Annotated in this window: 19 protein-coding genes and 4 tRNA genes; 2 read left to right on the forward strand and 21 right to left on the reverse strand. The window is 60.0% G+C overall.

What is annotated here, in order from left to right:
• Positions 1-28: 28 nt before the first annotated feature.
• From ACA065_RS20485 to leuC, 9 genes are all read right to left on the reverse strand, one after another.
• A complete protein-coding gene (locus ACA065_RS20485) occupies positions 29-661 on the reverse strand; it encodes a phosphoribosylanthranilate isomerase (protein ID WP_497691259.1) in 633 nt (210 codons plus the stop codon).
• Positions 662-725: 64 nt separating this feature from the next.
• Positions 726-1,550, reverse strand: coding sequence for a tRNA pseudouridine(38-40) synthase TruA (gene truA / locus ACA065_RS20490; protein ID WP_497695389.1), 825 nt, complete (start codon positions 1,548-1,550; stop codon positions 726-728).
• A 149-nt stretch (positions 1,551-1,699) separates the two neighbouring features.
• Positions 1,700-4,273, reverse strand: a complete 2,574-nt coding sequence (locus tag ACA065_RS20495; protein WP_497691260.1) for a FimV/HubP family polar landmark protein — start codon at positions 4,271-4,273, stop codon at positions 1,700-1,702.
• 161 nt (positions 4,274-4,434) lie between these two features.
• Complete coding sequence (locus ACA065_RS20500; protein ID WP_497691261.1) at positions 4,435-5,445, reverse strand: aspartate-semialdehyde dehydrogenase; 1,011 nt, start codon at positions 5,443-5,445, stop codon at positions 4,435-4,437.
• Positions 5,446-5,694: 249 nt separating this feature from the next.
• Positions 5,695-6,807: an aspartate-semialdehyde dehydrogenase gene (gene asd / locus ACA065_RS20505; RefSeq protein ID WP_027604071.1), complete on the reverse strand. Its 1,113-nt coding sequence runs from the start codon at positions 6,805-6,807 to the stop codon at positions 5,695-5,697.
• Positions 6,808-6,871: 64 nt separating this feature from the next.
• Positions 6,872-7,954: a 3-isopropylmalate dehydrogenase gene (leuB, locus tag ACA065_RS20510; RefSeq protein ID WP_497691262.1), complete on the reverse strand. Its 1,083-nt coding sequence runs from the start codon at positions 7,952-7,954 to the stop codon at positions 6,872-6,874.
• A gap of 53 nt (positions 7,955-8,007) precedes the next feature.
• Positions 8,008-8,772: a class I SAM-dependent methyltransferase gene (locus ACA065_RS20515; RefSeq protein WP_497691263.1), complete on the reverse strand. Its 765-nt coding sequence runs from the start codon at positions 8,770-8,772 to the stop codon at positions 8,008-8,010.
• Positions 8,773-8,919: 147 nt separating this feature from the next.
• Complete coding sequence (gene leuD / locus ACA065_RS20520) at positions 8,920-9,564, reverse strand: 3-isopropylmalate dehydratase small subunit (protein WP_497691264.1); 645 nt, start codon at positions 9,562-9,564, stop codon at positions 8,920-8,922.
• A 10-nt stretch (positions 9,565-9,574) separates the two neighbouring features.
• Positions 9,575-10,993 (reverse strand): 3-isopropylmalate dehydratase large subunit, encoded by a 1,419-nt coding sequence (gene leuC, locus ACA065_RS20525; protein ID WP_497695390.1) that lies wholly within the window; start codon positions 10,991-10,993, stop codon positions 9,575-9,577.
• 147 nt (positions 10,994-11,140) lie between these two features.
• On the opposite strand from leuC, the gene ACA065_RS20530 reads away from it, so the two are divergent.
• Both ACA065_RS20530 and ACA065_RS20535 read left to right on the forward strand, forming a co-directional pair.
• Positions 11,141-12,031 carry a LysR family transcriptional regulator gene (locus ACA065_RS20530; RefSeq protein ID WP_497691265.1) on the forward strand — a complete coding sequence of 297 codons (891 nt, stop codon included), beginning with the start codon at positions 11,141-11,143 and terminating at the stop codon, positions 12,029-12,031.
• A 66-nt stretch (positions 12,032-12,097) separates the two neighbouring features.
• Positions 12,098-15,376, forward strand: a complete 3,279-nt coding sequence (locus ACA065_RS20535) for an EAL domain-containing protein (RefSeq protein WP_497691266.1) — start codon at positions 12,098-12,100, stop codon at positions 15,374-15,376.
• A gap of 3 nt (positions 15,377-15,379) precedes the next feature.
• Here the strand turns inward: ACA065_RS20535 and ACA065_RS20540 are convergent, their stop codons facing one another.
• The 12 genes from ACA065_RS20540 to gltX all read right to left on the reverse strand — a co-directional run bounded on the left by ACA065_RS20540 (position 15,380) and on the right by gltX (position 25,244).
• On the reverse strand, positions 15,380-16,663 hold the full coding sequence (locus tag ACA065_RS20540; protein ID WP_497691267.1) for a hypothetical protein: 1,284 nt from the start codon (positions 16,661-16,663) through the stop codon (positions 15,380-15,382).
• Between the two features lie 121 nt (positions 16,664-16,784).
• Positions 16,785-17,741: a hypothetical protein gene (locus ACA065_RS20545; protein WP_497691268.1), complete on the reverse strand. Its 957-nt coding sequence runs from the start codon at positions 17,739-17,741 to the stop codon at positions 16,785-16,787.
• Between the two features lie 89 nt (positions 17,742-17,830).
• Complete coding sequence (locus ACA065_RS20550; protein ID WP_497691269.1) at positions 17,831-19,666, reverse strand: hypothetical protein; 1,836 nt, start codon at positions 19,664-19,666, stop codon at positions 17,831-17,833.
• 378 nt (positions 19,667-20,044) lie between these two features.
• On the reverse strand, positions 20,045-21,004 hold the full coding sequence (locus tag ACA065_RS20555; protein ID WP_497691270.1) for a tRNA dihydrouridine synthase: 960 nt from the start codon (positions 21,002-21,004) through the stop codon (positions 20,045-20,047).
• A gap of 55 nt (positions 21,005-21,059) precedes the next feature.
• Positions 21,060-21,494 (reverse strand): acyl-CoA thioesterase, encoded by a 435-nt coding sequence (locus tag ACA065_RS20560; protein ID WP_497691271.1) that lies wholly within the window; start codon positions 21,492-21,494, stop codon positions 21,060-21,062.
• Between the two features lie 38 nt (positions 21,495-21,532).
• A complete protein-coding gene (locus tag ACA065_RS20565; protein WP_497691272.1) occupies positions 21,533-22,366 on the reverse strand; it encodes an alpha/beta hydrolase in 834 nt (277 codons plus the stop codon).
• Between the two features lie 16 nt (positions 22,367-22,382).
• Positions 22,383-22,922 (reverse strand): TetR/AcrR family transcriptional regulator, encoded by a 540-nt coding sequence (locus ACA065_RS20570; protein WP_497691273.1) that lies wholly within the window; start codon positions 22,920-22,922, stop codon positions 22,383-22,385.
• A gap of 183 nt (positions 22,923-23,105) precedes the next feature.
• Positions 23,106-23,181, reverse strand: a tRNA-Glu gene (locus ACA065_RS20575).
• Positions 23,182-23,259: 78 nt separating this feature from the next.
• Positions 23,260-23,335, reverse strand: a tRNA-Ala gene (locus tag ACA065_RS20580).
• Positions 23,336-23,385: 50 nt separating this feature from the next.
• A tRNA-Glu gene (locus ACA065_RS20585) sits at positions 23,386-23,461 on the reverse strand.
• A gap of 78 nt (positions 23,462-23,539) precedes the next feature.
• A tRNA-Ala gene (locus ACA065_RS20590) sits at positions 23,540-23,615 on the reverse strand.
• A 147-nt stretch (positions 23,616-23,762) separates the two neighbouring features.
• A complete protein-coding gene (gene gltX, locus ACA065_RS20595) occupies positions 23,763-25,244 on the reverse strand; it encodes a glutamate--tRNA ligase (protein ID WP_053128828.1) in 1,482 nt (493 codons plus the stop codon).
• Positions 25,245-25,416: the final 172 nt, after the last annotated feature.

The raw sequence follows: 25,416 nt of genomic DNA on the forward strand, positions 1-25,416 counted from the left end.
GTTACTGACGGCGGCAGACTGCCAGCCGTCACATCGCACCCCTGCTGTTGCGCACGGCCTGCATGAATGCGCGAATCTTGTGGTGATCCTTGACGCCCTTGCCCTGTTCCACCCCACCACTGACATCCACGGCATAGGGCCTGACCTGCTCGATGGCCGCCGCGACATTCGCGGGAGTGAGCCCACCCGCCAGGATGATCGGCTTGCTCAAGCCCTCGGGAATCAACGACCAGTCAAACGCCTCACCCGTGCCACCGGGAACGCCTTCGACATAGGTATCCAACAGAATCCCGCGAGCGCCCGTGTAGGCTGCACACGCAGCAGCGATGTCATCCCCGGCCTTGACGCGCAGTGCCTTTATATACGGGCGCTGGTAGCTTTCGCACTCGTCAGGGCTCTCGTCGCCGTGAAACTGCAGCATGTCGAGCGGCACGGCATCCAGGGTCTCGTTGAGTTCGCAGCGGCTGGCGTTGACGAACAAACCCACGGTGGTCACAAACGGCGGGAGTGCGGCGATGATCGCCCGCGCCTGCAACACATTTACTGCACGCGGGCTCTTGGCATAAAACACAAAACCGATGGCATCCGCCCCCGCCTCGACTGCCGCCAGCGCGTCTTCTATGCGGGTAATCCCGCAAATCTTGCTGCGAACGGCTGGCATGTCGTAGAAACCTCAGGGGTTGAACCGAGAAAGTCCCGGATGGTAACAAAAGCTTTTCCGGGCGTCAGCCGCCAAGTTCGCTGAAACCTGTGAGGAAGTGTGGTCCGAGGAAGCGATCCGGCAATTCGAACTCGTCGCGGTACTCCACATCCACCAGGTAGAGGCCGAACGGATGTGCGGTAACGCCGCCCGTGCGGCGAATGCGGCTTTCCAACACTTCCTTGGCCCATTCCACCGGGCGCTCGCCAGTGCCGATGGTCATCAGCACGCCGGCAATATTGCGCACCATATGGTGCAGGAAGGCCCCGGCGCGTATATCCAGCACGATCATCTTGCCGTGACGGGTCACGCGCAGGTGGTGGACTTCCTTGATCGGCGACTTGGCCTGGCACTGGCCGGCACGGAACGCGCTGAAATCATGCACGCCGACCAAATGCTGCGCGGCCTCAGCCATGCGTTCGGCGTCCAGTGGGCGGTGGTTCCAGGTAATTTCTTGATTGAGGTGCGCCGGACGGATCTGATCGTTGTAGATCACATAGCGGTAACGCCGGGCGATGGCCTTGAAGCGCGCATGAAAATCCGCAGGCATGACCTTGGCCCAGGTGACACTGACGTCATGGGGCAAATTGATATTGGCGCCCATCACCCAGGCTTTCATCGTGCGTTCAGCCTGAGTGTCAAAGTGCACCACCTGGCCGCAGGCGTGCACACCGGCGTCGGTACGCCCGGCGCACATCAGCGACACCGGCGAGTCGGCGACCTTCGACAACGCGTTTTCGAGGGTTTCCTGCACCGTCAGCACGCCAGAGGCCTGGCGCTGCCAGCCGCGATAGCGCGAGCCTTTGTATTCCACGCCAAGCGCGATGCGGTAAAAGCCTGCGGCCGCCATTTCGGCGGCCGCGTTATCTATATTTGCCAAGAACTGAGAGCCCGATGAGTTGCGCAAAGGCGGCCATTATAAAGGCGGCAGACGCAGGAGGGGCGCTTTTGTTGCTGGGCCGTGCGCACCCCGCTCCCCCATTGGGTCTGCATCGCTCTTCAGATCTTACCGAGCATTTCCTTGGCCTCACCGCGCTGGGCTTCATCACCTTCGGTCAACACTTCGGACAGAATGTCCCGCGCGCCGTCAGCATCGCCCATGTCGATGTAGGCCTGCGCCAAGTCCAGCTTGGTGGCGACCTCATCGGTGCCGGAGAGGAAATCGAATTCCGGCTCATCATCATCCGACGCCGCGTCCTCTGCAGTGAAGGAAGGTTCGATCGGCGGATGCTCCAGGCTCTGGGACAGACGATCCAGCTCAGCGTTGACGTCATCCAGCTCCGAGGCGAAGTCATCCGGCTTGGCCGAGGCCGGCACAGCAGGTTCGTCCGCCAGGGACAGGTCGAAGTCTTCCGGCAGGTCGAAATCATCCAGCGCGGCAGGCGTGAGGGTCGGCGGCTCAACCGGCGGCACATCCTTCATCTGTTCTTCAAGGCCGGAGAGGAAATCGTCGCCTGATTGCGTGGAAGACGGCGCTTCCAGTTGCAGGTCCAAATCAAAATCCGACAGGTCATCCGGGCTGGCCTTGGCTTCGGTCTGGCGCTGCAGGACAGACTCAAAACTCGGCTCATCCTGCGGGCGAACCACGGCAGGCGAAGCCGCTTCCAGATCGTCCAGGCTCAGGTCGAAATCAGTATCGAAGGCCTCAGGTTCAGGCTGTGGCACGGCCGGCTTGTCTTCCAGCAAGTTCTTGACGTATTGCGCGTCCAGGGCTGCTGCGGCAACGGCGGCACTGACACCCGCCGCCAACACGGCCATGGCCGGGAAACGGCCTTTGAGCTGCTCGACCTGGGCGTGGTTTTCACCATTGGCCACCAGTTGACGCTCCTGGGAGACGAAGCCGTCCTTGTCGCCCTGCAGGCCGTAAACCTCCATCAACTTCAAACGCAGGTCGCTGCGCTTGGGCTCGTGCTTGATCGCCTGCTCAAGGACGTCGGCCGCCTGGTTCAGATGACCGCGATCAATATGAGATTGGGCTTGCGCCAGCGCATCGCTGGAATTTTGCGGGGCCACGGCGGCAGCCAGGGGCGACAGCACGGAGGCAACCGACGGCACCACGACCGGCTCGGCCACGACAGCCGGTGCGGGCGCGGCAGCCAACTTGACGTTCGGCGCCGCCACTTCAAGGCCCTCGAAGCTGTCCGGTGGCAGGTCGTGTTCAACATTCGGCGAGAACTGTGGCTCTTCAGCCAGCGCCCGCGCCATACGCAGGTGCTTTTCTTCTTCAAGACGGGCATTGCGATGACGTGCCCACAGCAGCAGGAGCAACAACACCAGCAAGCCGGCAGCACCGCCGATGACGCCCAGAACAATCGGATTGGTCAGCAGCTCGTTGAATTTACCTTCGGTGGTGCTGGCAGGCGCGGCATCCGGCGTGATCGGCTCGGGCGCAGGTGCCGCAGCAACCGGTGGCGCATCGGCTGCGGGCGCGGTGGCCGCAGGCTCACCGGCCAACTGCGCGGGCATTGCCGCCGTTGCCGGCGCTGCGGGGTTACCGTTGGCAGCCTGCAACTTGGCCAGTTGATCGTTTTTCAGCTGAATCAGTTTTTGCAGCTTATCCAACTGGCTTTGCAGGTCTGCCGCTCGGCTTTTCAATTCGGCATTGTCGCGGCGTGTGGTATCCAGCTCTTCCTGGGTCATCGCCAGCTTGTCGCTCAGCGCAGCACTGTCACCGACCTTGCCCTTTGCGCCTTTTTTGGCGGACTCGGCGGAGACCAGGCTCAAGTTGTCCTTGGCGTTGGTGCTCGACGGTGCATCGCCGGCCTGGGTGCGCTTGGTCGCATCCAGCTGTTGCTTGCCCGCTGATTGGTTATTGGCCGTGCGACGCCCCTCGCGCCAGGCCGCATTTTGTGCGGTCACTTCGGCAATCGCCTCTGGCTGCGGCAAGCTGGTGGCTTGCTGGCGATCCGGAAGGCGCAGCACCTGGCCGGTTTTCAGGCGGTTGATATTGCCATCGATAAAAGCGTCAGGGTTGAGCGCCTGGATAGCCAGCATGGTTTGCTGGACCGAAGCGCCGTTGCGATTCTTCGCGGCAATTTCCCACAAGGTGTCGCGAGGAGTCGTTGTGTGCTGGGCAGCTTTGCTGACAGTCGGTGCAGTGCGGGCGGGCGTTGTAGCAGACGGCGCACTCAAACGTGGTGCAGGCGCGCCGACGGCGGGCGTCGATTGCTCGAACTTCGCCGGGTCGAGCAGCACACTGTAGTCACGCATCAGGCGACCATTGGGCCATTGCACCTGCAACAGGAACCGGACGTAGGAGTCGGGCAGCGGCTTGCTGGAGGTGACGCGCACCACGCTGCGCCCGCTTGGGTTGACCACCGGGGTAAACGTCAGGTCATTGAGAAACGCCTGGCGATCCACACCCGCGTCCACAAATGCCTGGTCGGAGGCCAGGCTCGGCGTAATCTCGGAAGCCGTAAGGCCACCGACATCGAGCAATTCGATTTCCACCGACAACGGCTGGTTCAACTTCGACTTGAGGGTCATCTCCCCAAGCTGCAGCGCCTGCGCCATACCGGAGGACAGCGCCGAGGCGGCCGCTATTGCTAACACCAGTTTGCGAACTTGAACCATAGCCTCATCCTTTGTTTGAACACTCCCCGGCCTGCGAGAAGGTTGGTAACCGCTGCCATAAGGCATGGCGAGCCGATAGGTCACCGACGCGCTTCTGTTCTGCTTTGGGCCAAGCATAGCGCTTGGCTAGAATCAATCTACAAATTGGCGCCAAGTATCTTTTACGCAAGGCCTTTTATCAACAACTGCGCCAGCTGCACGGCGTTGAGTGCCGCGCCTTTGCGTACATTATCTGACGTCAGCCACAGATTTAGTTCCGCCGGGTCGTCCACGCCCGCACGCACCCGGCCGACGTAGACTACATCCTGACCGACCGCATCCCCAACGGCCGTGGGGTAGTCGCCCTCTTCCACCAGCTCGATACCCTTTGCTGCCTCGAGTGCGCGGTTGACCGCGACGAGGTCGACCGGCGCCCCCAATTGCAATGACACAGTCAGGCTATCGCCAAAAAACACCGGGGCTTGAACGCAGGTTGCGGAAATCTTTAGCAAAGGATTTTCCAGCACTGCACGCAGTTCGTGTACAAGGCGCTTCTCCAGGGCGGTATGACCTTGGGCGTCTGGCGTACCGACTTGTGCCAGCAGGTTGAAGGCCATCTGCCGATCAAAGAACTTGGGCTCCAGCGGGCGTACGTTCAACAACTCGGCGGTCTGCCGAGCCAGTTCACTGACGGCTTCGCGGCCCTGGGCGGACACGGCCAGGTTGGCGGTGACGCTGACGCGCTGGATATCCAGCAACCCGCGCAGCGGCGCCAGGACCACCGCCAGGTTGGTGGCGCTGGGGCTTGGGCTGCCGAGCTGGAAGGGCTTTTTCAGACCGTCAAGAATGTGCGCATTGGCTTCCGGCACCACTTGAGGGGCCTGATCGGCCGGCAAGGCGCCGGACAGGTCGATCACCGAGCAACCAGCAGCCGTGGCACGCGGGGCGAAACTGAGGGTTACTGCCGGGCCGGCCGCGAAGAAGGCCAACTGCGCTTTTTTGAAGTCGAACTCATCGACTTCCTTGACCCGCACGTTCTTGCCGCGAAACGGTACTGAGGCGCCGGCCGAGTTGCTGCCCGCCAGCAGGTAGAGGGTGCCTACCGGGAAATCCAGCTCTTCGAGGATCTGCACCAGGGTTTCACCGACGGTGCCGGTGGCGCCGATCACGGCGATTTCAAAGGTCTGGGTCATGGTGGCTGCCTCGGGCATTGCGGGGGGAGCGGCACTTTACCGGGTGGTTGGGGGTGAGGCAATTGGCCTGGGGTTTGTGGTGTGGCTGATGGCCTCTTCGCGAGCAAGCCCGCTCCCACATTCGACCGAGTTGCTTCAGTTGAAATGCGATCAAATGTGGGAGCGGGCTTGCTCGCGAAGAGGCCCTGAAGGGCAATAAAAAAACCCGCGCCTGTCACCAGTGCGCGGGTTTTGTATTACCAGCAGCGATCAACGCTCCAGCAAAATCCGCAGCATGCGACGCAGCGGTTCAGCCGCGCCCCACAGCAGTTGGTCGCCAACGGTGAACGCGCCCAGGTACTGCGTACCCATGTTCAGCTTGCGCAGGCGGCCTACCGGCACATTCAGGGTGCCGGTGACCTTGGTCGGGCTCAGCTCCTGCATGCTGATGTCGCGGTTGTTCGGCACCAGCTTGACCCATGGGTTGTGCTGGCTGATCAGCCCTTCGATATCGGCGATAGGTACGTCTTTGTTCAGTTTGATGGTCAGCGCCTGGCTGTGGCAGCGCATGGCGCCAATGCGCACGCAGATACCATCCACCGGAATCGGGCTTTTGAAGCGACCGAGGATCTTGTTGGTCTCAGCCTGGGCCTTCCACTCTTCGCGGCTCTGACCGTTCGGCAGCTCTTTGTCGATCCACGGGATCAGGCTACCGGCCAATGGCACACCGAAGTTCTCCGTTGGGTACGCATCGCTGCGCATGGCCTCGGCCACACGGCGGTCGATGTCGAGGATCGCGCTGGCCGGGTCGGCCAGTTGATCGGCAACGGCCGCGTGGGTCGCGCCCATTTGCTTGATCAGCTCGCGCATGTTCTGCGCGCCGGCGCCGGAGGCCGCCTGATAGGTCATGGCACTCATCCACTCGACCAGGCCGGCTTCGAACAAGCCGCCCAGGCCCATCAGCATCAGGCTGACGGTGCAGTTGCCGCCCACGTAGTTCTTGGTGCCGGCATCCAGCTGCTGGTCGATGACCTTGCGGTTCACCGGGTCGAGGATGATTACCGCGTCGTCCTGCATGCGCAGGCTCGAGGCGGCATCGATCCAGTAACCCTGCCAGCCGGCTTCGCGCAGCTTGGGGAAGACTTCGCTGGTGTAGTCGCCACCCTGGCAGGTCAGAATCACGTCGAGGGTTTTCAGCTCTTCAATGCTGTAGGCGTCCTTGAGCGGGGCAATATCCTTGCCCACAGACGGCCCTTGGCCACCCACGTTCGAAGTGGTGAAAAACACCGGCTCAATAAGATCGAAATCCTGCTCTTCCAGCATCCGCTGCATGAGCACGGAACCGACCATACCGCGCCAACCGATCAGACCTACACGTTTCATCGCAACTACACCTTGTTAAAAAGTGGGCCGCCTTGCAGCAACAACTGCAAGCGGGCCCGAGAGATTACAGATTCCGCAACGCGGCGACTACTGCGTCGCCCATTTCTTGCGTGCCGATTTTGGTGCAACCCTGTGACCAAATGTCACCGGTGCGCAAACCTTGATCCAGCACCAGGCTCACGGCCTTCTCGATGGCGTCTGCTGCTTCACTCAGGTTGAAGCTGTAACGCAGCATCATCGAGACCGACAGAATCGTCGCCAACGGGTTGGCAATGCCCTGCCCTGCGATGTCCGGCGCCGAACCGTGGCACGGCTCGTACATGCCCTTATTGTTGGTGTCCAGGGACGCCGACGGCAGCATGCCGATGGAACCGGTGAGCATCGAGGCCTGGTCGGACAGGATGTCGCCGAACAGGTTATCGGTGACGATCACGTCAAACTGCTTTGGCGCACGCACCAGCTGCATCGCGGCGTTGTCGACGTACATGTGGCTCAGCTCGACGTCCGGGTAGTCCTTGGCGACTTCTTCGACGATTTCGCGCCACAGCTGGCTGGAGGCCAGTACGTTGGCCTTGTCGACCGAACACACCTTCTTACCGCGCACACGGGCCATGTCGAAACCGACACGGGCGATACGGCGGATTTCGCTCTCGCTGTACGGCAGGGTGTCGTAGGCCTGGCGTTCGCCATTTTCCAACTCGCGCACGCCGCGTGGCGAGCCGAAGTAGATACCGCCGGTCAGTTCACGCACGATCAGGATGTCCAGGCCCGCGACCACTTCCGGTTTCAGGCTCGACGCGTCGGCCAGTTGCGGGTAGAGGATGGCTGGGCGCAGGTTGCCGAATAGGCCCAGTTGCGCGCGAATTTTCAGCAGGCCGCGCTCAGGGCGGATGTCGCGTTCGATCTTGTCCCATTTCGGGCCACCCACGGCGCCGAGCAGCACGGCGTCGGCCGCACGGGCGCGGTCCAGGGTTTCGTCAGCCAGGGGCACGCCGTGCTTGTCGATGGCGGCGCCGCCGATCACATCGTGGCTGAGCTCGAAGCCCAGGCTGTACTTGGCGTTGGCCAATTCCAGGACCTTGACCGCTTCGGCCATGATTTCCGGACCAATACCGTCGCCAGGAAGAATCAGAATCTGCTTGCTCATGCGTTCCTCATTTCATCAAGCAACCTGCCCGTGGGCAGGTCGGGAAAAGTTAATCAGCGCTCGGCAAAGACCACCAGCACGTCGGTGCTGAAGGTGCCGTCGGCTTGAATTTCGTAGTAATCGCGTACTTCCTGGCCCATCGCCTTTTGCAGCGCAAGGATTGCCGCGCGCAATACCTCTGGCGTGCGCATGCGCTCGACCCACGAGGTGTATTCCAGGCGCAGGCGCTGACGGCTGCTGTTGCGCACGTGCAAACCGGACTCGCTGAGCTGCTGCATCCACTCGGCGGCGCAATAATCGCGCACGTGGCTGGTGTCGCGCAGCACTTCGACGGTTTGCAGGTAAGTGTCCAACAGCGGGCTGCCCGGTGACAAGACATCCACAAACGCCGCAATGCCGCCCGGCTTTAGCACCCGGCGCACTTCACGCAGGGCCAGGCCGAGGTCGCTCCAGTGGTGGGCCGAATAACGGCTGAACACGAAGTCGAACTCGCCATCGGCGAACGGCAGGCGCTCGGCGGCGCCGTGCACGGTACGGATGTTTTCCAGGCCACGGTCCTTTGCTGCGGCCGCGACCACGTCGAGCATCTGCTGGGACAGGTCGTAGGCCACCGCTTCTTTAACCAGCGGCGCCACATGGAAGCTGACATGCCCGGCACCGCAGCCCAAATCCAGCAGTCGCGCGGCACCCGCCCCGGCCAGCTCGGCCTGGAGCAGCGCGAATTCGGTGCCTTGGGCGTGCACGGCACTGCTCAGGTAGGCCGAGGCTTGCTCGCCGAATTGTTTTTGCACGACTTGGGTGTGGGCGGTGTTGGTCATGATGGGCTTCCTTGAGACTTGTGTTGTTTGTACCGTCGTCTTCGCGAGCAAGCCCGCTCCCACATTCGACCGAGTTTCTTCAGTTGAAATGCAATCAAATGTGGGAGCGGGCTTGCTCGCGAAGGGGCCAGTCCGGTCTACATAGAATCAGGCGTCGCGAAACAACCAAGGCTGGCTGGCGCGGTGCTTGGTCTCAAACGCGGCAATCGCATCACCGTCCTGCAAGGTCAGGCCGATGTCGTCCAGGCCATTGATCAGGCAGTGCTTACGGAACGCGTCGACTTCAAAGTGGTACACCTTGCCGTCCGGGCGGGTCACCGTTTGCGCGGCCAGGTCGACGGTCAACTGGTAGCCCACATCGGCTTCGACTTGCTTGAACAGCTCGTCCACTTCGGCATCGCTCAAGATGATCGGCAGCAAGCCGTTCTTGAAGCTGTTGTTGAAGAAGATGTCGGCGTAGCTCGGCGCGATGATGCTGCGAAAGCCGTATTCTTCGAGGGCCCATGGCGCGTGCTCACGGCTGGAGCCGCAACCGAAGTTCTCGCGGGCCAGCAACACGCTGGCGCCTTGGTAACGCTCGGCGTTGAGCACGAATTCCTTGTTCAACGGGCGCTTGGAGTTGTCCTGGTAGGCGTAGCCCACGTCCAGGTAGCGCCATTCGTCGAACAGGTTGGGGCCAAAACCGGTGCGTTTGATCGACTTCAAGAACTGCTTGGGGATGATCTGGTCGGTGTCGACGTTGGCACGGTCCAACGGCGCGACTAAACCGGTGTGTTGGGTAAAAGCTCTCATCGGGTTTTCCTCAGATCAATTCGCGAACGTCGATGAAACGACCGTTGACGGCAGCCGCAGCAGCCATGGCCGGGCTGACCAGGTGGGTACGCCCACCGGCGCCCTGACGCCCTTCGAAGTTACGGTTGGAGGTGGACGCGCAATGCTCGCCCGACTCCAAACGGTCCGGGTTCATCGCCAGGCACATGGAGCAGCCCGGCTCGCGCCATTCAAAACCGGCTTCGAGGAAGATCTTGTCCAGGCCCTCGGCCTCGGCTTGCGCTTTGACCAGGCCCGACCCTGGCACCACGATGGCTTGCTTGATGGTCGAGGCGACTTTGCGGCCCTTGGCGATCACCGCCGCGGCGCGCAGGTCTTCGATCCGCGAGTTGGTGCAGGAACCGATAAACACGCGATCGAGCTGGATGTCGGTGATCGCCTGGTTGGCTTTCAAGCCCATGTATTTCAAGGCGCGCTCAATGGAGCCACGTTTGACCAAGTCGGCTTCTTTTGCGGGGTCCGGCACATTCTGGTCAACGGCCAGGACCATCTCGGGCGAAGTACCCCAGCTGACTTGCGGCTTGATCTGGGCAGCGTCGAGTTCAACCACGGTATCGAACACAGCATCGGCGTCGGAGACCAGGTCTTTCCAGGCTTCAACGGCAGCATCCCAGTCTGCACCGGCAGGTGCAAAGGGACGACCTTTGACGTATTCAACGGTTTTTTCGTCCGCTGCCACCATGCCCACGCGGGCACCGGCTTCGATGGACATGTTGCAGATGGTCATGCGGCCTTCGATGGACAGGTCGCGAATCGCGCTGCCGGCGAACTCAATGGCATGGCCGTTACCGCCGGCGGTGCCGATCTTGCCGATCACGGCAAGGACGATGTCTTTGGCGGTCACGCCGAAAGGCAGCTTGCCTTCGACCAACACCAACATGTTCTTCATTTTCTTGGCAACGAGGCACTGGGTGGCAAAAACGTGCTCCACCTCGGAAGTGCCAATACCGTGAGCCAGGGCGCCAAAGGCACCGTGGGTGGAGGTATGGGAGTCGCCGCAGACCACGGTCATGCCCGGCAAGGTGGCGCCCTGCTCCGGGCCGATCACGTGGACGATGCCTTGGCGCACGTCATTCATCTTGAATTCGGTGATGCCATATTCGTCGCAGTAGTCGTCGAGGGTCTGCACCTGAAGGCGCGACACCGTGTCGACGATGGCGTCGATGCCACCCTTGCGCTCCGGGGTGGTCGGCACGTTGTGGTCCGGGGTGGCGATGATCGAGTCGACGCGCCAAGGCTTGCGCCCGGCCAGCCGCAGGCCTTCGAACGCTTGGGGCGAGGTCACTTCATGGATGATGTGACGGTCGATATAGATCAGCGACGAGCCATCGTCGCGCCGTTTCACTTCATGGGAATCCCAAAGCTTGTCGTAAAGCGTTTTGCCGGCCATCAGTCGGTCCTCATCATCGGTCTTTCTATGCCCCGGGCCTTGAGACATTCAATAACCCTTTGGCTTGTGAGGCTGATGGTATGGCGCTACATTAAATAACTCAAATTCATATTTTTTATGCTTTGGATTACCAACTGGAATACCACAATGGATCTGGCCAACCTCAACGCTTTTATCGCCATCGCCGAGACCGGCAGCTTCTCCGGCGCAGGTGAACGCCTGCACCTGACCCAGCCGGCCATCAGCAAACGCATTGCCGGGCTGGAACAACAACTAAAGGTGCGTTTATTCGACCGCCTGGGCCGTGAAGTCGGCTTGACTGAGGCCGGGCGCGCTTTGCTGCCGCGTGCGTATCAAATCCTCAATGTGCTGGACGATACCCGCCGTGCACTCACCAACCTCACCGGCGAAGTCAGCGGCCGCCTGACATTGGCCACCAGCCACCATATCGGCCTGCACCGCCTGCCACCGATCCTGCGCACCTTTACTCGCGAGTACCCCAACGTGGCGCTGGATATTCAGTTTCTCGATTCGGAAGTGGCCTACGAGGAGATCCTGCATGGCCGCGCCGAAGTGGCGGTGATCACCCTGGCGCCCGACCCGCACAATTTGGTGCGCGCCACGCCGGTATGGGATGACCCGCTGGATTTCGTGGTAGCACCCGAGCACAGCTTGACCGGCAACGGCACGGTCAACCTGGCCGACATCGCCAGGCACCCGGCGGTGTTCCCGGGTGGCAACACCTTTACCCACCATATTGTCAGCCGGTTGTTCGAAGCCCAGGGCCTGACGCCGAACATCGCGATGAGCACTAACTACCTGGAAACTATCAAGATGATGGTGTCCATCGGGCTGGCCTGGAGCGTCTTGCCGCGCACCATGCTCGATGATCAGGTGGCAAGTATCGCTTTGCCGGGCATACAACTCAGTCGCCAGCTAGGCTATATCGTGCACACCGAAAGGACGCTGTCGAACGCTGCGCGAGCTTTCATGAGCCTATTGGATGCACAGGTCGATCTGCCAGGGATACCGGCATGAAGCTGTGCGGCCTCAAGGTCTGAGTAAAACCGCGCCGAATGCCCATTGAGCCAAGGCCCTTTGATAATGCGCAACCCCGTCGATTCAGTGCCACCCTTGCCCCGCATTTACGCCTTGGACCCCCAAGAGGCGGAACAAAGCTGGGACAGCGCCCCGCAGTTGCTGGCAGCCCTCAATGCTGCCCGCCTGGGCGCGTGGTGCTGGGAAATCGACACGGGACGGATAAGCTGGTCGCGGGGCACCCAGGCACTGTTCGGCTTCGACCCCCGCCACCCCTTACCCACGGACCTGGATTACCTGGACCTATTGGCCCCCACAGACCGTGCGCGGGTGGTGCGGGCCTTTCACGCGGTGTTGGCGGGCGAGCCGTTCGAGCAGGCCATGCACCACCATATCCAATGGCCGGATGGCAGCCATCACTGGCTGGAAATCAATGGCAGCCTGGCACCGGACAAGACCGGCCGGCGCCGCATGATCGGGGTGATCCGCGAAACCACCCGCCAGCGCGAACGCGAGCGCGCACTCAGCCACTCGGAAAAACGCTTCGCCACGCTGTTTCACCTGTGCCCCAACATGGTTCTGCTGACGCGCCAATCCGATGGCCGAATCAGCGAAGCCAACCAGTATTTCGAGATGCTCTTTGGCTGGCCCGTGGCCGACGTCATCGGCCGTACCACGCTCGACCTCGGCCTGTGGCGCCACCCCGAACAACGTGCGCTGCTGGTCAAGGCCACCCAGCGCAAAAACGAACCGATCACCATGGAGGTGCAGTTCTGCGCGAGCAACGGGCAGATTCACGATGGCACCCTCAGCGCACAAAAGGTCGAACTGGAGGGCGAGGCCTACTTGGTCAGTACCTTTCTGGACACCACCGAACGCAAAAATGCCGAGCAGGCCTTAAAAGACAGCCAGGAGCGCCTCGACCTTGCTCTGGACTCGGCACAGCTGGGCACGTGGGACTGGCATATCCCCACCGGCATGCTTTACGGCTCGGCCCGCGCCGCCCAGCTGCATGGCCTGCCGCCCGAACCGTTCCACGAGTCCTTCGATGCGTTTTTTGAAGGCATGTCCGATGAAGACCGCGAGGGCATGCGCAACGCTTATCGCAGCTTGCGTGAAGGCCCGGACGGTAACTATCAGTTGACCTACCGCGTGCTGACGGAAGACGGCAGCCCCCGTTTCCTGGAAAGCCGTGCACGCCTGTACCGCGACGAATCCGGCAAACCGCTGCGCATGGCCGGCACCCTGCTGGACATCACCGACCAGGTGGAACGCGAACAGCGGATCACCGCGTCCGAAGAGAAATTCGCCAGCCTGTTCCAGGCCAGCCCCGATCCGATCTGCGTCACTTGCCTGGACAGCGGTGCCTTTATCGAAATCAACCCTGCCTTTACCCAGACCTTTGGTTGGACCGCCGCCGAAGTGATCGACAAAAGCGCTGAGCAGATCGGCTTGTGGGACGACTCAAGCAAACGCCTGCAACGTATCGAACAGGTGATTCGCGAGCAGGCGCTGAGCAATGTGGCCATCGTGGTGCATCACAAGAATGGCCAAAGCCTGACCTGCATGATCTCCAGCCGGTTGATCAAGGTCGGCGACCAGCCATGCATCGTGACTACCCTGCGCGATATCACCCAGCAGCAACGCTCGGAAGCCGCACTCAAAGCCAGTGAAGAGAAGTTCGCCAAAGCCTTCCACTCCAGCCCCGACGCGATTTCCATCACCGAGCGCGACACCGGCCGTTATGTGGAGGTCAACGATGGTTTCTGCCGCCTGACTGGTTACCGCGCCGAAGAGGCCATCGGCCTGACGCTGTACCAGATCGGCATCTGGGCCGATGAAAACCAGCGCGCGGCGTTGCTGGCCGAGCTGCAGATCAAGGGTCGCATTCATCACCTGGAAATGCTCTGGCACAACAAACGGGGCGAACTGTTGGCCGTGGAGGTCTCGGTAGAGCCGATCACCCTGAATGAAACACCCTGCCTGCTGCTGACCGCGCGGGACGTAAGCCTGCTGAAAAACGCCCAGGCGCAGATTCGCCACCTGGCCTATCACGACCCGCTGACCAACCTGCCCAACCGCGCCTTGCTGATGGACCGCCTGAGCCAGCAGATCGCCTTGCTCAAACGCCATAACCTGCGCGGCGCCTTGCTGTTTCTTGATCTCGACCACTTCAAGCACATCAACGATTCACTCGGCCACCCGGTCGGCGACACGGTGCTGAAAATAGTCACCGCGCGCCTGGAAGCCAGCGTACGCATGGAGGACACCGTGGCGCGCCTGGGCGGTGATGAGTTTGTGGTGTTGCTCAGCGGCCTGGACGGCACGCGCGCGCAAGTCAGCACCCAGGTGCAGGGGCTGGCCGATACCTTGCGTGAATTGCTCTCGGAGCCGATGTTTCTAGACGGTCACCGCCTGCAGGTTACGCCGAGCATCGGCGTGGCGCTGATTCCGGATCATGGTTCCACACCGGCGGACCTGCTCAAGCGCGCCGACATTGCGCTCTATCGGGCCAAGGACTCGGGGCGCAACACCACGCAGATGTTTCACAACAGCATGCAGAAAACCGCCAGCGAACGCCTGCGCATGGAGACCGACCTGCGCCTGGCGCTGTCGCGCGGAGAGTTCAGTGTGCATTACCAACCCCAGGTGGATGCGCGGGGCAATCGCATCATTGGCGCCGAAGCCCTGGTGCGCTGGCAGCACCCGCAATTGGGCGCGCAGTCACCCACCGAATTTATCAAGGTGCTGGAGGACAGCGGGCTGATCCTGGAGGTTGGCACCTGGATTCTTGATGAAGCGTGCAGCGCATTCGCGCAGCTGATTGCCGATGGCCTGGTGGACCCGCTGAATTTCAGCCTGTGCGTGAATATCAGCCCCCGCCAGTTTCGCCAGAACGACTTCGTGGAACGGGTGGAACGCAGCCTCAAACACCACAAGCTGCCCTACAGCCTGCTGAAACTGGAGATTACCGAAGGCATTGTGATCCAGAACCTGGACGACACTGTGGCCAAGATGCGCCGCCTGAAAAAGCTCGGTGTGAGCTTTGCCATGGATGACTTCGGCACCGGTTATTCGTCGCTGACCTACCTCAAGCGCCTGCCGGTGGATGCGCTGAAGATCGACCAGTCCTTTGTGCGCGACGCCACCCATGACCCCAACGATGCCGAAATCATCCGCGCCATTGTGGCCATGGCGCGCAGTTTGAACCTGGAGGTGATCGCCGAGGGCGTGGAAACCCCGGAACAACTGGCCTTCCTGCAAAAGCTGGGCTGCCATTTGTTCCAAGGGTATTTGCACAGCCGGCCACTGCCCATCGAGGGGTTCAGACGGTTGCTGGAGTAAGCGTCATACGAGCTTCAACGCGCGAAAACCGGTGTTCATCCATTGCGAAGAGGCCAAGTCCTGCTTTTGCCCATAGTAATCAAGCTCACCATTGATGACCGCGACCGAGTGGCCGTTGTCCGCCAGCGTGCCGATCGCGCCCATGGCCAGCTCTTCAACCGTGCTTTCACGCATATAACCAAACAATCCCAGACGCCGGAACGCCTCCCCTGGATACTCGCCGTCATTGAGGGTGTATAGGGCCGCCGCAAAACTCTCTCCGGCACGGAAATCGTTGTCCTCCATCTGCGCGCGCTTCGCACTGACCGTGTACAAGAAGTTGGCGTAATTGAGCAACTGCGTATTACTGCCGCGAAAGTTCGAGGCGTCGTAGGCCTGGCGCATTTCATCATGGGTCACCCGCAGCGTGAAGGAATCCCTCATGACCACCTCAAAGCCATCCGGGGTGACCTGAACCCGCCTGAAGATCCCCTGTGGGTCCTGCCAGAACCGGATGATGGCTGCCTTGATCGCCGACACAGTGACGCAATTGCCTTCCACCCCTTGATAAAAGCCACTCCAGATCTGCTCAGGCGACATGCCGCTGACTGCAGCGGACACCTGCCTGGCGTCATCAGCGGGCGCCGGCTTATCGTCAAACAACATGTACCCGTACCCCTGATCGGCCTTGGCTTGCTCACCGTACACATGCTTTACCCCCTCCATAACCAGTGCCGAGCCGTAGTTATGCGTGCCCATGACCCCGATCCGCCCCTTTGCTGCCATGTCACTCGAGGACACATACTGCGAAACGCCAAACACCCCCATGCCCTGTATACACCGCTGGGTGGTCTCGCCCTCCAGCGTCTTTGCCAGGGCTGCCGCAAATGTCGGGTAACCTTCTGCCTGTTGCTTACGCTTTACAAAGGCCGCAAATACGAAGTTGGCGTCCTTGACCGCACCGGCATCCGCTCCGCTGAACCGCGTGGCTTGGGTCGCCTGCTGCAACTCCTGGCGAGACAGGTAAAGCGTGAACTCATCCTTCATAGTGATGTGATACCCATCACCGGATGGCGTCACTTTATTGAACATGCCTGCCGGATGTTGACCGAAGGTCGCCATCATCAGTTTGATCACCGCCGCATGGGTACTGGTATCAAAGTTCTCGCCAAACTTCTTTTGCGCCGCGTTGAATGCTCGGGCGATATCCGCAGGTTTTTCCCCTGCGCGCTTTGAAGAAAAAACTGTAAGTTCATTGCCCTGTCTTTTCGCTGGCCAATCTGGACGATCACCTGCCGAGATATTCATTCACTGGTTTCCTGATACTTTTCGAAGCAATAACCTGCAAAAAATGCAGCCAGGGACAACGCTGCGGCTGATCGAGTCGCGCCCCGCCCTGACTGCATCGCCTATGGCCGAGCCCATCCCCCTACACAAGCGCTATGGCGTCACCATATCTGGGGGCCGAACCCGGACGCCCCCACTTATCTTCGCGACCATGGATGACCGCCACCGAATGACCGGCCCGATTGCACATACCCACTTGCCCACGGGCGAGTTCGTGTGGGGAAACCGTCCTCATATGCTGACGCAGCCCCAGCCGCAAAAAACCCTCCCCCGGAGCGCGCTCATCCTCACCGTCATTCAGGCTGCGAATTGCAGCCTGATAACTTCTCCCTGCCGTGCCATCGTTGTTTTCCCTCTGCGCGCGCTTGGCACTGACGGCAAATAGAAATTGCGCGTCCTTGATCGTCTCCTTGTCCTGCCCCTTGAACTTGGCACCTGCTGCACCTACGGCCAACTCACGGTCAGTCAGGGTGAGCTGAAAGCCATCACGCATCACCACGCGATAACCGTCGTCAAGCTTTGTCACCTCTTGGTATATATCGGTGGGGCTTTGACCGAATCGATACATCGCCGCCTTGATAGCCGATACCGTCACACAGTTGCCATCAGGGCCCTGACGGAACCCGTTCCAGATATCGTCCGGCTTCGTACCACCACGCTTGCTTGAAAGCCCCGGGATGTCGGCTGCGGGGTGTGGCTTGAATAAGGTTGTTTCAAGCGCCACTGTTGGGCTGACTGGCGGTGCAGGTACGGGTTTAACAGCGCTTGGTTGATTAGATATACGCGATATCAAACTCTGTAGCTGAGTCAAAACAGAACCAAGCAAAGCAAGCAGCGTGTTGTCCGTTTTAGATTGGCTGGCGACCGCCAGCCTGTCTACTGACCCGTGAGTGGACGGAATACAATGAACGGGGCCAGTCTCTGTTCTATTAAGTTTTAGTGGTGTAACGAGTTCGTTACTGGCATGAAATGAATCAACGCTTACTGCCTGCCTTACATCAATGACACGGGCAATATTTTTTATTGAATAGTTAGACATCTGTTCCCCCATCAGCAGGCACCTCTTCGCCGATGGATAGCCGAAGAAGTGCCTGCACTACTTAAGAACTTAAATCGAGATCGGGACTATCAGGACATGAACATTGGCGTGGTATTGAACTGCCAATCCTCTTGTTCAAAATAATCGTCGGCCGGGGCTGGGCTGGTTAATGGCGGGACCGGGCTTTCAGGCACTGGCCTTGGCGCGACATTCGGCACAACAGAGGACTTGCGCTGCGCCTTGACCTCAACCTCTGCTTCAGGTGCCACGCCAGGCTGGAGATCCTGCTTGACCTCGCGCTTGACCGTCTCAGTCACCTCATGCTGATGATCTGCCTTGAGCTCGTCTTTTGCTTTGGGTGTCACGCCAGGCTGGAGATCCTGCTTGACCTTGCGCTCGACGGTCTCAGTCACCTCATGCTGATGATCTGCCTTGAGCTCGTCTTTTGCTTTGGGTGTCACGCCAGGCTGGACGTCCTGCTTGACTTCGCGCTTGACCGTCTCAGTCACCTCATGCTGATGATCTGCCTTGAGCTCGTCTTTTGCTTTAGGTGTCACGCCAGGCTGGAGATCCTGCTTGACCTTGCGCTCGACGGTCTCAGTCACCTCATGCTGATGATCTGCCTTGAGCTCGTCTTTTGTTTTAGGTGTCACGACAGGCTGGACGTCCTGCTTGACTTCGCGCTTGACCGTCTCAGTCACCTCATGCTGATGATCTGCCTTGAGCTCGTCTTTTGCTTTAGGTGTCACACCAGGCTGGAGATCCTGCTTGACCTTGCGCTCGACGGTCTCCGTCACCTGATGCTCAAGATCTGCCTTGAGCTCGTCTTTTGCTTTAGGTGTCACGCCAATCTTGGTATCTAGCTGTGCAAGTGCTTCGGGAACGGGCAAGCGACCCGGCATCAGCCTCGGCCTTAACCCGCTGTCCAGAGAAACACCAGTGTCCGGACAGTGACAATTGACGTTAACGTGCACATTGACGTTTGCCTTGGCGTCGTTGATCACGGTGCCATCAGGTTTTGTCGTTGTTGGGTATGACACCGTCACGCTCTGCTTACGGGCATCATGGTTCACTACGGGAAGATCACGTGGCTGCGGTTTCACGGGCACCTGAGGCACATCCGGTGTTACCAGCAGTTTGCCTGCATCTGGAAAATTCAGCTGCTTGCCTGCTTCAGTTTTCCCCGGCAAACCGTCTGCACCCGGCAAATTCGCCTGCTTAGCTTTGGCAGTTTCAACCGTCAGCCCGCCTTCGTCGATAAGACGCGGCTGTTTACCCGCATCAGATTCCCCCGGTATATTCGCCTGCTTACCTGCGTCAAGTTTTCCCAGCAATTTACTCAGATCCTGACTATCCAGCGGATTAACTGGGTCAGATTTTCCCTGCAGCCTTTCTGCACCCGGCATATTCGGCTGCTTATCTGCGTCAGGTTTACCTAGCAACCGGCCTGCGCCTGGCCGATTCGCCTGCTTACCCGCATCGGATTTACCCGGTAATCCTTCCACGCTCGGCATATTCGGCTGCTTGCCTGCATCGGAGTTACCCGACAAACCGTCTGCACCCGGCATATTCGGCTGCTTGCCTGCGTCAGAATTCGCCGGCAAATTGCGCAACTGCGGTTTACCTTCCAGTGATTTTCCTAAATCAGGTAATGCCGCCGGCATTAAATCTTTTCCGGCAACCATGTCACGTATGGTTTGAAAGATCTGCTCAAGCATGTCAAACAACTTAGTAAGCGCAGCGCTAGGAATCATGACCTCATTGGGTGAGAACCGGGCGTTGTCAATGCGCTGCGGCGTAGTGCTGACATGCGTACCAGAAACCTGCGCACTCGAACTTTCACCGGACATCGATGACGAGACAGCGTTTCGAAGGACGGGAGCTTCAACTTTCACAAACGCTGGATTATTAACCGATAGAGACATTAGCAGTTCCTTATTCAACATAGCCTGGCCCCATTAACAGGTCAGGAAATCAATAGTGTTATTCGCTGGAAACAACAGCGCTGCTTCACAGTCCTTACTTTCGTGGAAAGTTAGGCTATTGAGTTCCTAAAATCGGTCCTCATAAAAGGAAACCTATGGGCATTATCAGACTTTGCCGCCTAGACTTTTCCGACAAGGCCTTGATTCACGCTGCTCTTGACGCCGGGAAATCGTCACACGCGTTCATACACTGCAGGAATGCAACTAACCGATAATATTAAAGCGCCTATTGGCAAAATTTTTGTGTTAACTCGCGAGCGCAAAAAAGGGCGCCAGTGGCGCCCTTTTCAGGTGAAGTGTAAAAACTGGCTCAACGCCTCAGGCTGCAATAGGGTGCTGCATGCCCAATAGCCGGCTGACTTGCTGCAAATCCGTCTCACGGCGCAAGGCTGTAAACAACGCCACCGCCTCGGGGTAGTTGCGCGTCAGCATCGCCAGCCACTGCTTCAAACGGCCCGGCGCTTGCTTTTCGGTCAGTTGTGCCACCGACTGGGTCCAGAAATCCTGAAGCATCGGCTGCAGTTGCGCCCAGGTCATTTCCACGACCTCCTCGCCCGCCCGTGCTGCAGCAATCTGCCGCGCCAGGTCGGGGCGCGCCACCAGGCCACGGCCGAGCATGATGTCTTCGGCGCCACTGACTTCCCGACAACGTCTCCAGTCTTCGACACTCCAGATATCGCCGTTGGCAAACACCGGCACCTTGACCACGTCCTGTACCCGCGGGATCCACTCCCAATGGGCCGGCGGCTTGTAGCCATCGGTCTTGGTACGCGCGTGCACCACGATGTGCGCAGCGCCGCCCTCGGCCAGGGCCGTGGCGCACACCAGCGCGCCGTCGGGGCTGTCAAAACCCAGGCGCATCTTGGCAGTGACCGGTATGTGCGCGGGCACGGCACGGCGTACGTGTTCAACAATCTGATTGAGCAGCTCCGGCTCCTTGAGCAAGACCGCGCCACCACGGGACTTGTTGACCGTCTTGGCCGGGCAGCCGAAGTTGAGGTCAATCACTTGCGACCCCAACTCACAGGCGAGCGCGGCGTTTTCCGCCAGGCACACCGGGTCGGACCCCAGCAACTGCACGCGCAGCGGCACACCCGCTGCGGTGTGGGCACCGTGCAGCAGTTCCGGGGCAAGCTTGTGGAAATAGGCAGGCGTGAGCAGGCGGTCGTTAACGCGGATGAACTCGGTCACGCACCAGTCAATACCGCCCACGCGGGTCAGCACATCGCGCAGGATGTTGTCGACCAACCCCTCCATGGGCGCCAAAGCAATTTGCATGGAAAACACTCAACAAAAATCGTGGCGCAGTTTACTGGTTTTCCCACACTAAACGTTAACCCCCTGTCAGTGCAGGACCGTAGCCGTCGAGAAACTCAGGCGGCATGCGCTTGGGCTTGCCGCTGGACAGCTCGATACAGACAAAGGTGGTTTGCGCACGTAACAGGGTCGCGCCGTCGCGAGGGCGTACCAGTTGGAAGCGTCGCGTCATTTTCAGGCGCTGGTCCCAGTCGACGATCCAAGTCGCCAATTGCAACTCGTCACCCTCGTAGCCGGCGGCCAGGTAGTCGATCTCGTGGCGCACCACGGCCATCGCGCGGTCAAGTCGGCGGTATTCGGTGAGGTCCAGCCCCAGGCGCTGGGAATGGCGCCACGCGCAGCGCTCCAGCCAGGACACATACACCGCATTATTGGCGTGCCCCAGGCCGTCGATGTCTTCAGCACCGACCTGCAAATCGATGATAAACGGCGTTGCCAAATCCCAGCCCATGCCTTGCTCCAGTCGATTAATGTCGGCGGGGCAGTGTATCAGGCGGTCTGTCGCTCCTGTAAACAGCGGCCGGCCAACAGGCTGAGTACCGCGTCGATCACCCGCGGGTCGGCGAGTACTTTCTGGTGGCCACCGTGCTCCAGGCGTAACAGGCGGCTGTCGAACCAGGCCTCGTGAATGGCTTGCGAGGCTTTGACCGGAACAAAGGTGTCGTCTTCGGCGTGCACGATCAGACCGGGGATGTTCATGTGGTAATGGGCGACGTCCAAGTGCTTGAGCGGCATGCCGAAGGTCAACTCGACCTCCTGGATAAACGCCGAGCGCGCGCGTGGCGGCAAACCGACCATGCCGGCAAACCCGCGCAGTACATCGAGAAAGCGCGACGGCGCGGCAATGCTCACCAGCGCATCGGTACGCAACCCCAACTGCACCGCCAGCATCGCGCTGGCGCCGCCCATGGAATGCCCCACCACCGCGTGCAGCGGCGGCAGCTCGGCGGCCGCTTCCAGCATCGCACGGGCGAACAGCAGCACATGCGCTTCACGCCCAGGCGAACGGCCATGGGCAGGACCATCGAGGGCAATCACCGAATAGCCTTGCGCCACCAACGCCGTGATCAGGCTGGCGAACTGCGTGGGGCGCCCTTCCCAGCCGTGCATCAGCAGCACCGTAGGCCCTTGCCCCCAACGCAACGCCGACAAGCCGAAACGCAAGGTGATGCGCTCCGATTGCGCCAGCAGCGGCAATTCCCAATCACGCGGCGGCAGGTTGCGTGGCGTCATGAAGGTACGGCGCAACTTGCTGGCCACCGTGCGTGGGGCCAAGCGGCCGACGGTGCCATTGAAGCCTCGAATCCAGGTTAATGCGCCCATCTCATGGCCCCTTCTCTCAGCGCACCGCCGACTTGGCGGCACGCAATACACGGTCGGACAACTCACCCGGGCCAAGGGCGCGAGCCAGCGCCAAGCCACCGATCATCAACGCCATGTCGGCCAGCGCCTTATCGGTGTCTTCGGGGCTGGCGGCCAGTTGGGCGGCCATCAGCTCGACGTGTTCGCTAAGTGCCTCGCGAAACACATCTGGGAGGCGGCTCATCTCGCCTACAGTGGCCGGTATCGGACAGGCCTGGGCGGTTGAGTCACGGTGCTTGCGCGACAGGTAAAACGCCGCCACCAGGCCTCTGCGCTCCTCGCCGGTCAGTTGCGCGTCCATGTCGTCGATAGACGCGCGCCGCCGGGCAAGCAATTGGGTGAAGGCCTCCAGCATCAACGCGTCTTTGCTTTCAAAGTGCGCGTAGAAACCGCCGACCGTAAGCCCCGCCGCGCCCATGACTTCGCCGACACTCGGTTCGGCCGGACCGCGCTGGATCAACGCTGCGCTGGCAGCCTGCAAAATGCGTTCGCGGGTTTGCGCTTTTTTATCGCTCATCGTTGCCTCCGTCTCTCATGGGTTGAATATTATTACCATAATAATATTTAGCAAGCGACAGGCATGACCGTTGGTCAGAGCAGAGAAATTGGAATTGAGCAGAGGATTGGCCAAACGCCAGACAAACAAAAGGGCCATTCAATAATTGAATGACCCTTAAAAATCCCGCAGAGCGGGTAATCGTGGCGTCCCCTAGGGGACTCGAACCCCTGTTACCGCCGTGAAAGGGCGGTGTCCTAGGCCACTAGACGAAGGGGACACAAACCTTCTATACACTGATCAGCGCTGAGAACTGATCGATTCAAGGACGGTGTGGCCAGACCTTGAACCTGTAAATTGGTGGAGCTAAACGGGATCGAACCGTTGACCTCTTGCATGCCATGCAAGCGCTCTCCCAGCTGAGCTATAGCCCCGGATTTTTCGCCTCGCGGCGCAGCAGACCTTTCGAGCTGCTTGTTGAAACTGGCGTCCCCTAGGGGACTCGAACCCCTGTTACCGCCGTGAAAGGGCGGTGTCCTAGGCCACTAGACGAAGGGGACAAAACCTTCTGTACAACCGATCAGCGCTGAGACCTGATCAATTCAAGGACGGTGTGGCCAGACCTTGAACCTGTAAATTGGTGGAGCTAAACGGGATCGAACCGTTGACCTCTTGCATGCCATGCAAGCGCTCTCCCAGCTGAGCTATAGCCCCTCATCGGTGAGGACGGGGCGAATCTTAATGGCGGTTTGGAAGGCTGTCAAATTTATTTTCAACAATTTTCAAAATTTTTTGCCGGGATAACAATCACTTACCGTTAAAACCCCGGAAAACCGGGGTTTTATCGTTACCGCAGGTTGCCTAGGCGATAGCGCCCAGCAGCTTTTCCCACTCTTTGTTTTCTTTCTTGGACACACCACCAAGCAAATCAAGGGCTTGGCGCAGACGGAAACGCGTCAGATCCGGGCCCAGAATTTCCATCGCATCGAGTACCGACACCGAACTCGCCTGCCCGGTGATCGCAGCAAACATCAGCGGCATGGCATCGCGCAATTTCAGCTCGAGGGACTCGACCACCGCCTGAATCGTCGCGGTGATCGCATCCTTCTCCCACTGACGCAGGCTTTCGAGCTTCCACAGAATCAACTGCATCAACTGACGAACCTGATCGCCCGAGAGCTTCTTGGATTCAAACAGCTTGGCATCCGGGTTCACGCCACCGGCAAAGAAGAAGCTGGCCAACGGTGCGACCTGGCTGAACGTCTCCACCCTGCCCTGCACCAACGGCGCGATCTTCATCATGTACTCAGGGTTCAACGCCCACTGCTGCACACGGCTGGCGAATTCTTCCACCGGCAGGTCACGCAGCCATTGGCCGTTGAGCCACGACAGCTTCTCGATATCGAAGATCGGCCCGCCGAGGGACACGCGGGACAAGTCGAAGTTGTCGACCATTTCCTGCAGCGAGAACTTCTCGCGCTCGTCCGGCATCGACCAGCCCATGCGGCCCAGGTAATTGAGCATGGCTTCGGGCATAAAGCCCATGCGCTCGTAGAACGTCACCGAGGTCGGGTTCTTGCGCTTGGACAGCTTGCTCTTGTCCGGGTTACGCAGCAGCGGCATGTAGCACAGCTGCGGCTGTTCCCAGCCGAAGTATTCGTAGAGCAGGATCAGTTTTGGCGCCGACGGCAGCCATTCTTCGCCGCGCAGCACGTGGGTGATGCCCATCAGGTGGTCGTCGACCACGTTGGCCAGGAAGTACGTCGGCAGGCCGTCGGTCTTCATCAGCACCTGCATGTCCATGCGGTCCCACGGGATCTCGACGTCACCGCGCAGCATGTCCGGCACCACGCACACGCCTTCGCTCGGCACTTTCATGCGGATAACGTGCGGCTCCCCGGCAGCCAGGCGCTGGGCCACTTCTTCTTTCGACAGCAGCAGCGCGCGGCCATCGTAACGCGGGGTTTCGCCACGCGCCTGTTGCTCGGCGCGCATTTGGTCGAGTTCTTCGGCGGTGCAGAAGCACGGGAAGGCATGGCCCATGTCGACCAATTGCTGGGTGTACTGCTTGTAGATGTCGCTGCGCTCGCTCTGGCGATACGGGCCGTGCGGGCCGCCGACATCCGGGCCTTCGGCCCAGGTAATGCCCAACCAGCGCAGCGCATCGAAAATCTGCTGTTCCGACTCACGGGTCGAACGCAGTTGATCGGTGTCTTCGATCCGCAGGATGAACTCACCGCCGTGCTGCTTGGCAAAGCAGTAGTTGAACAAGGCGATGTAGGCAGTGCCGACGTGGGGATCGCCGGTAGGCGATGGCGCAATGCGCGTGCGGACGGTGGTCATGGCAGGTCTCGAATGGGCGATAAAACTGAAAATTGAAACAAGGGGCGAATGGTAACACCAGCTTGGGTGATTCTGGCAGACCGAGGTGCCTGCATTCGCGAGCAAGCCCGCTCCCACTTCTGACCGATTTCCAACATAAGAATGCGGTCGAATGTGGGAGCGGGCTTGCTCG

Source organism: Pseudomonas sp. LBUM1640 (assembly GCF_059716225.1).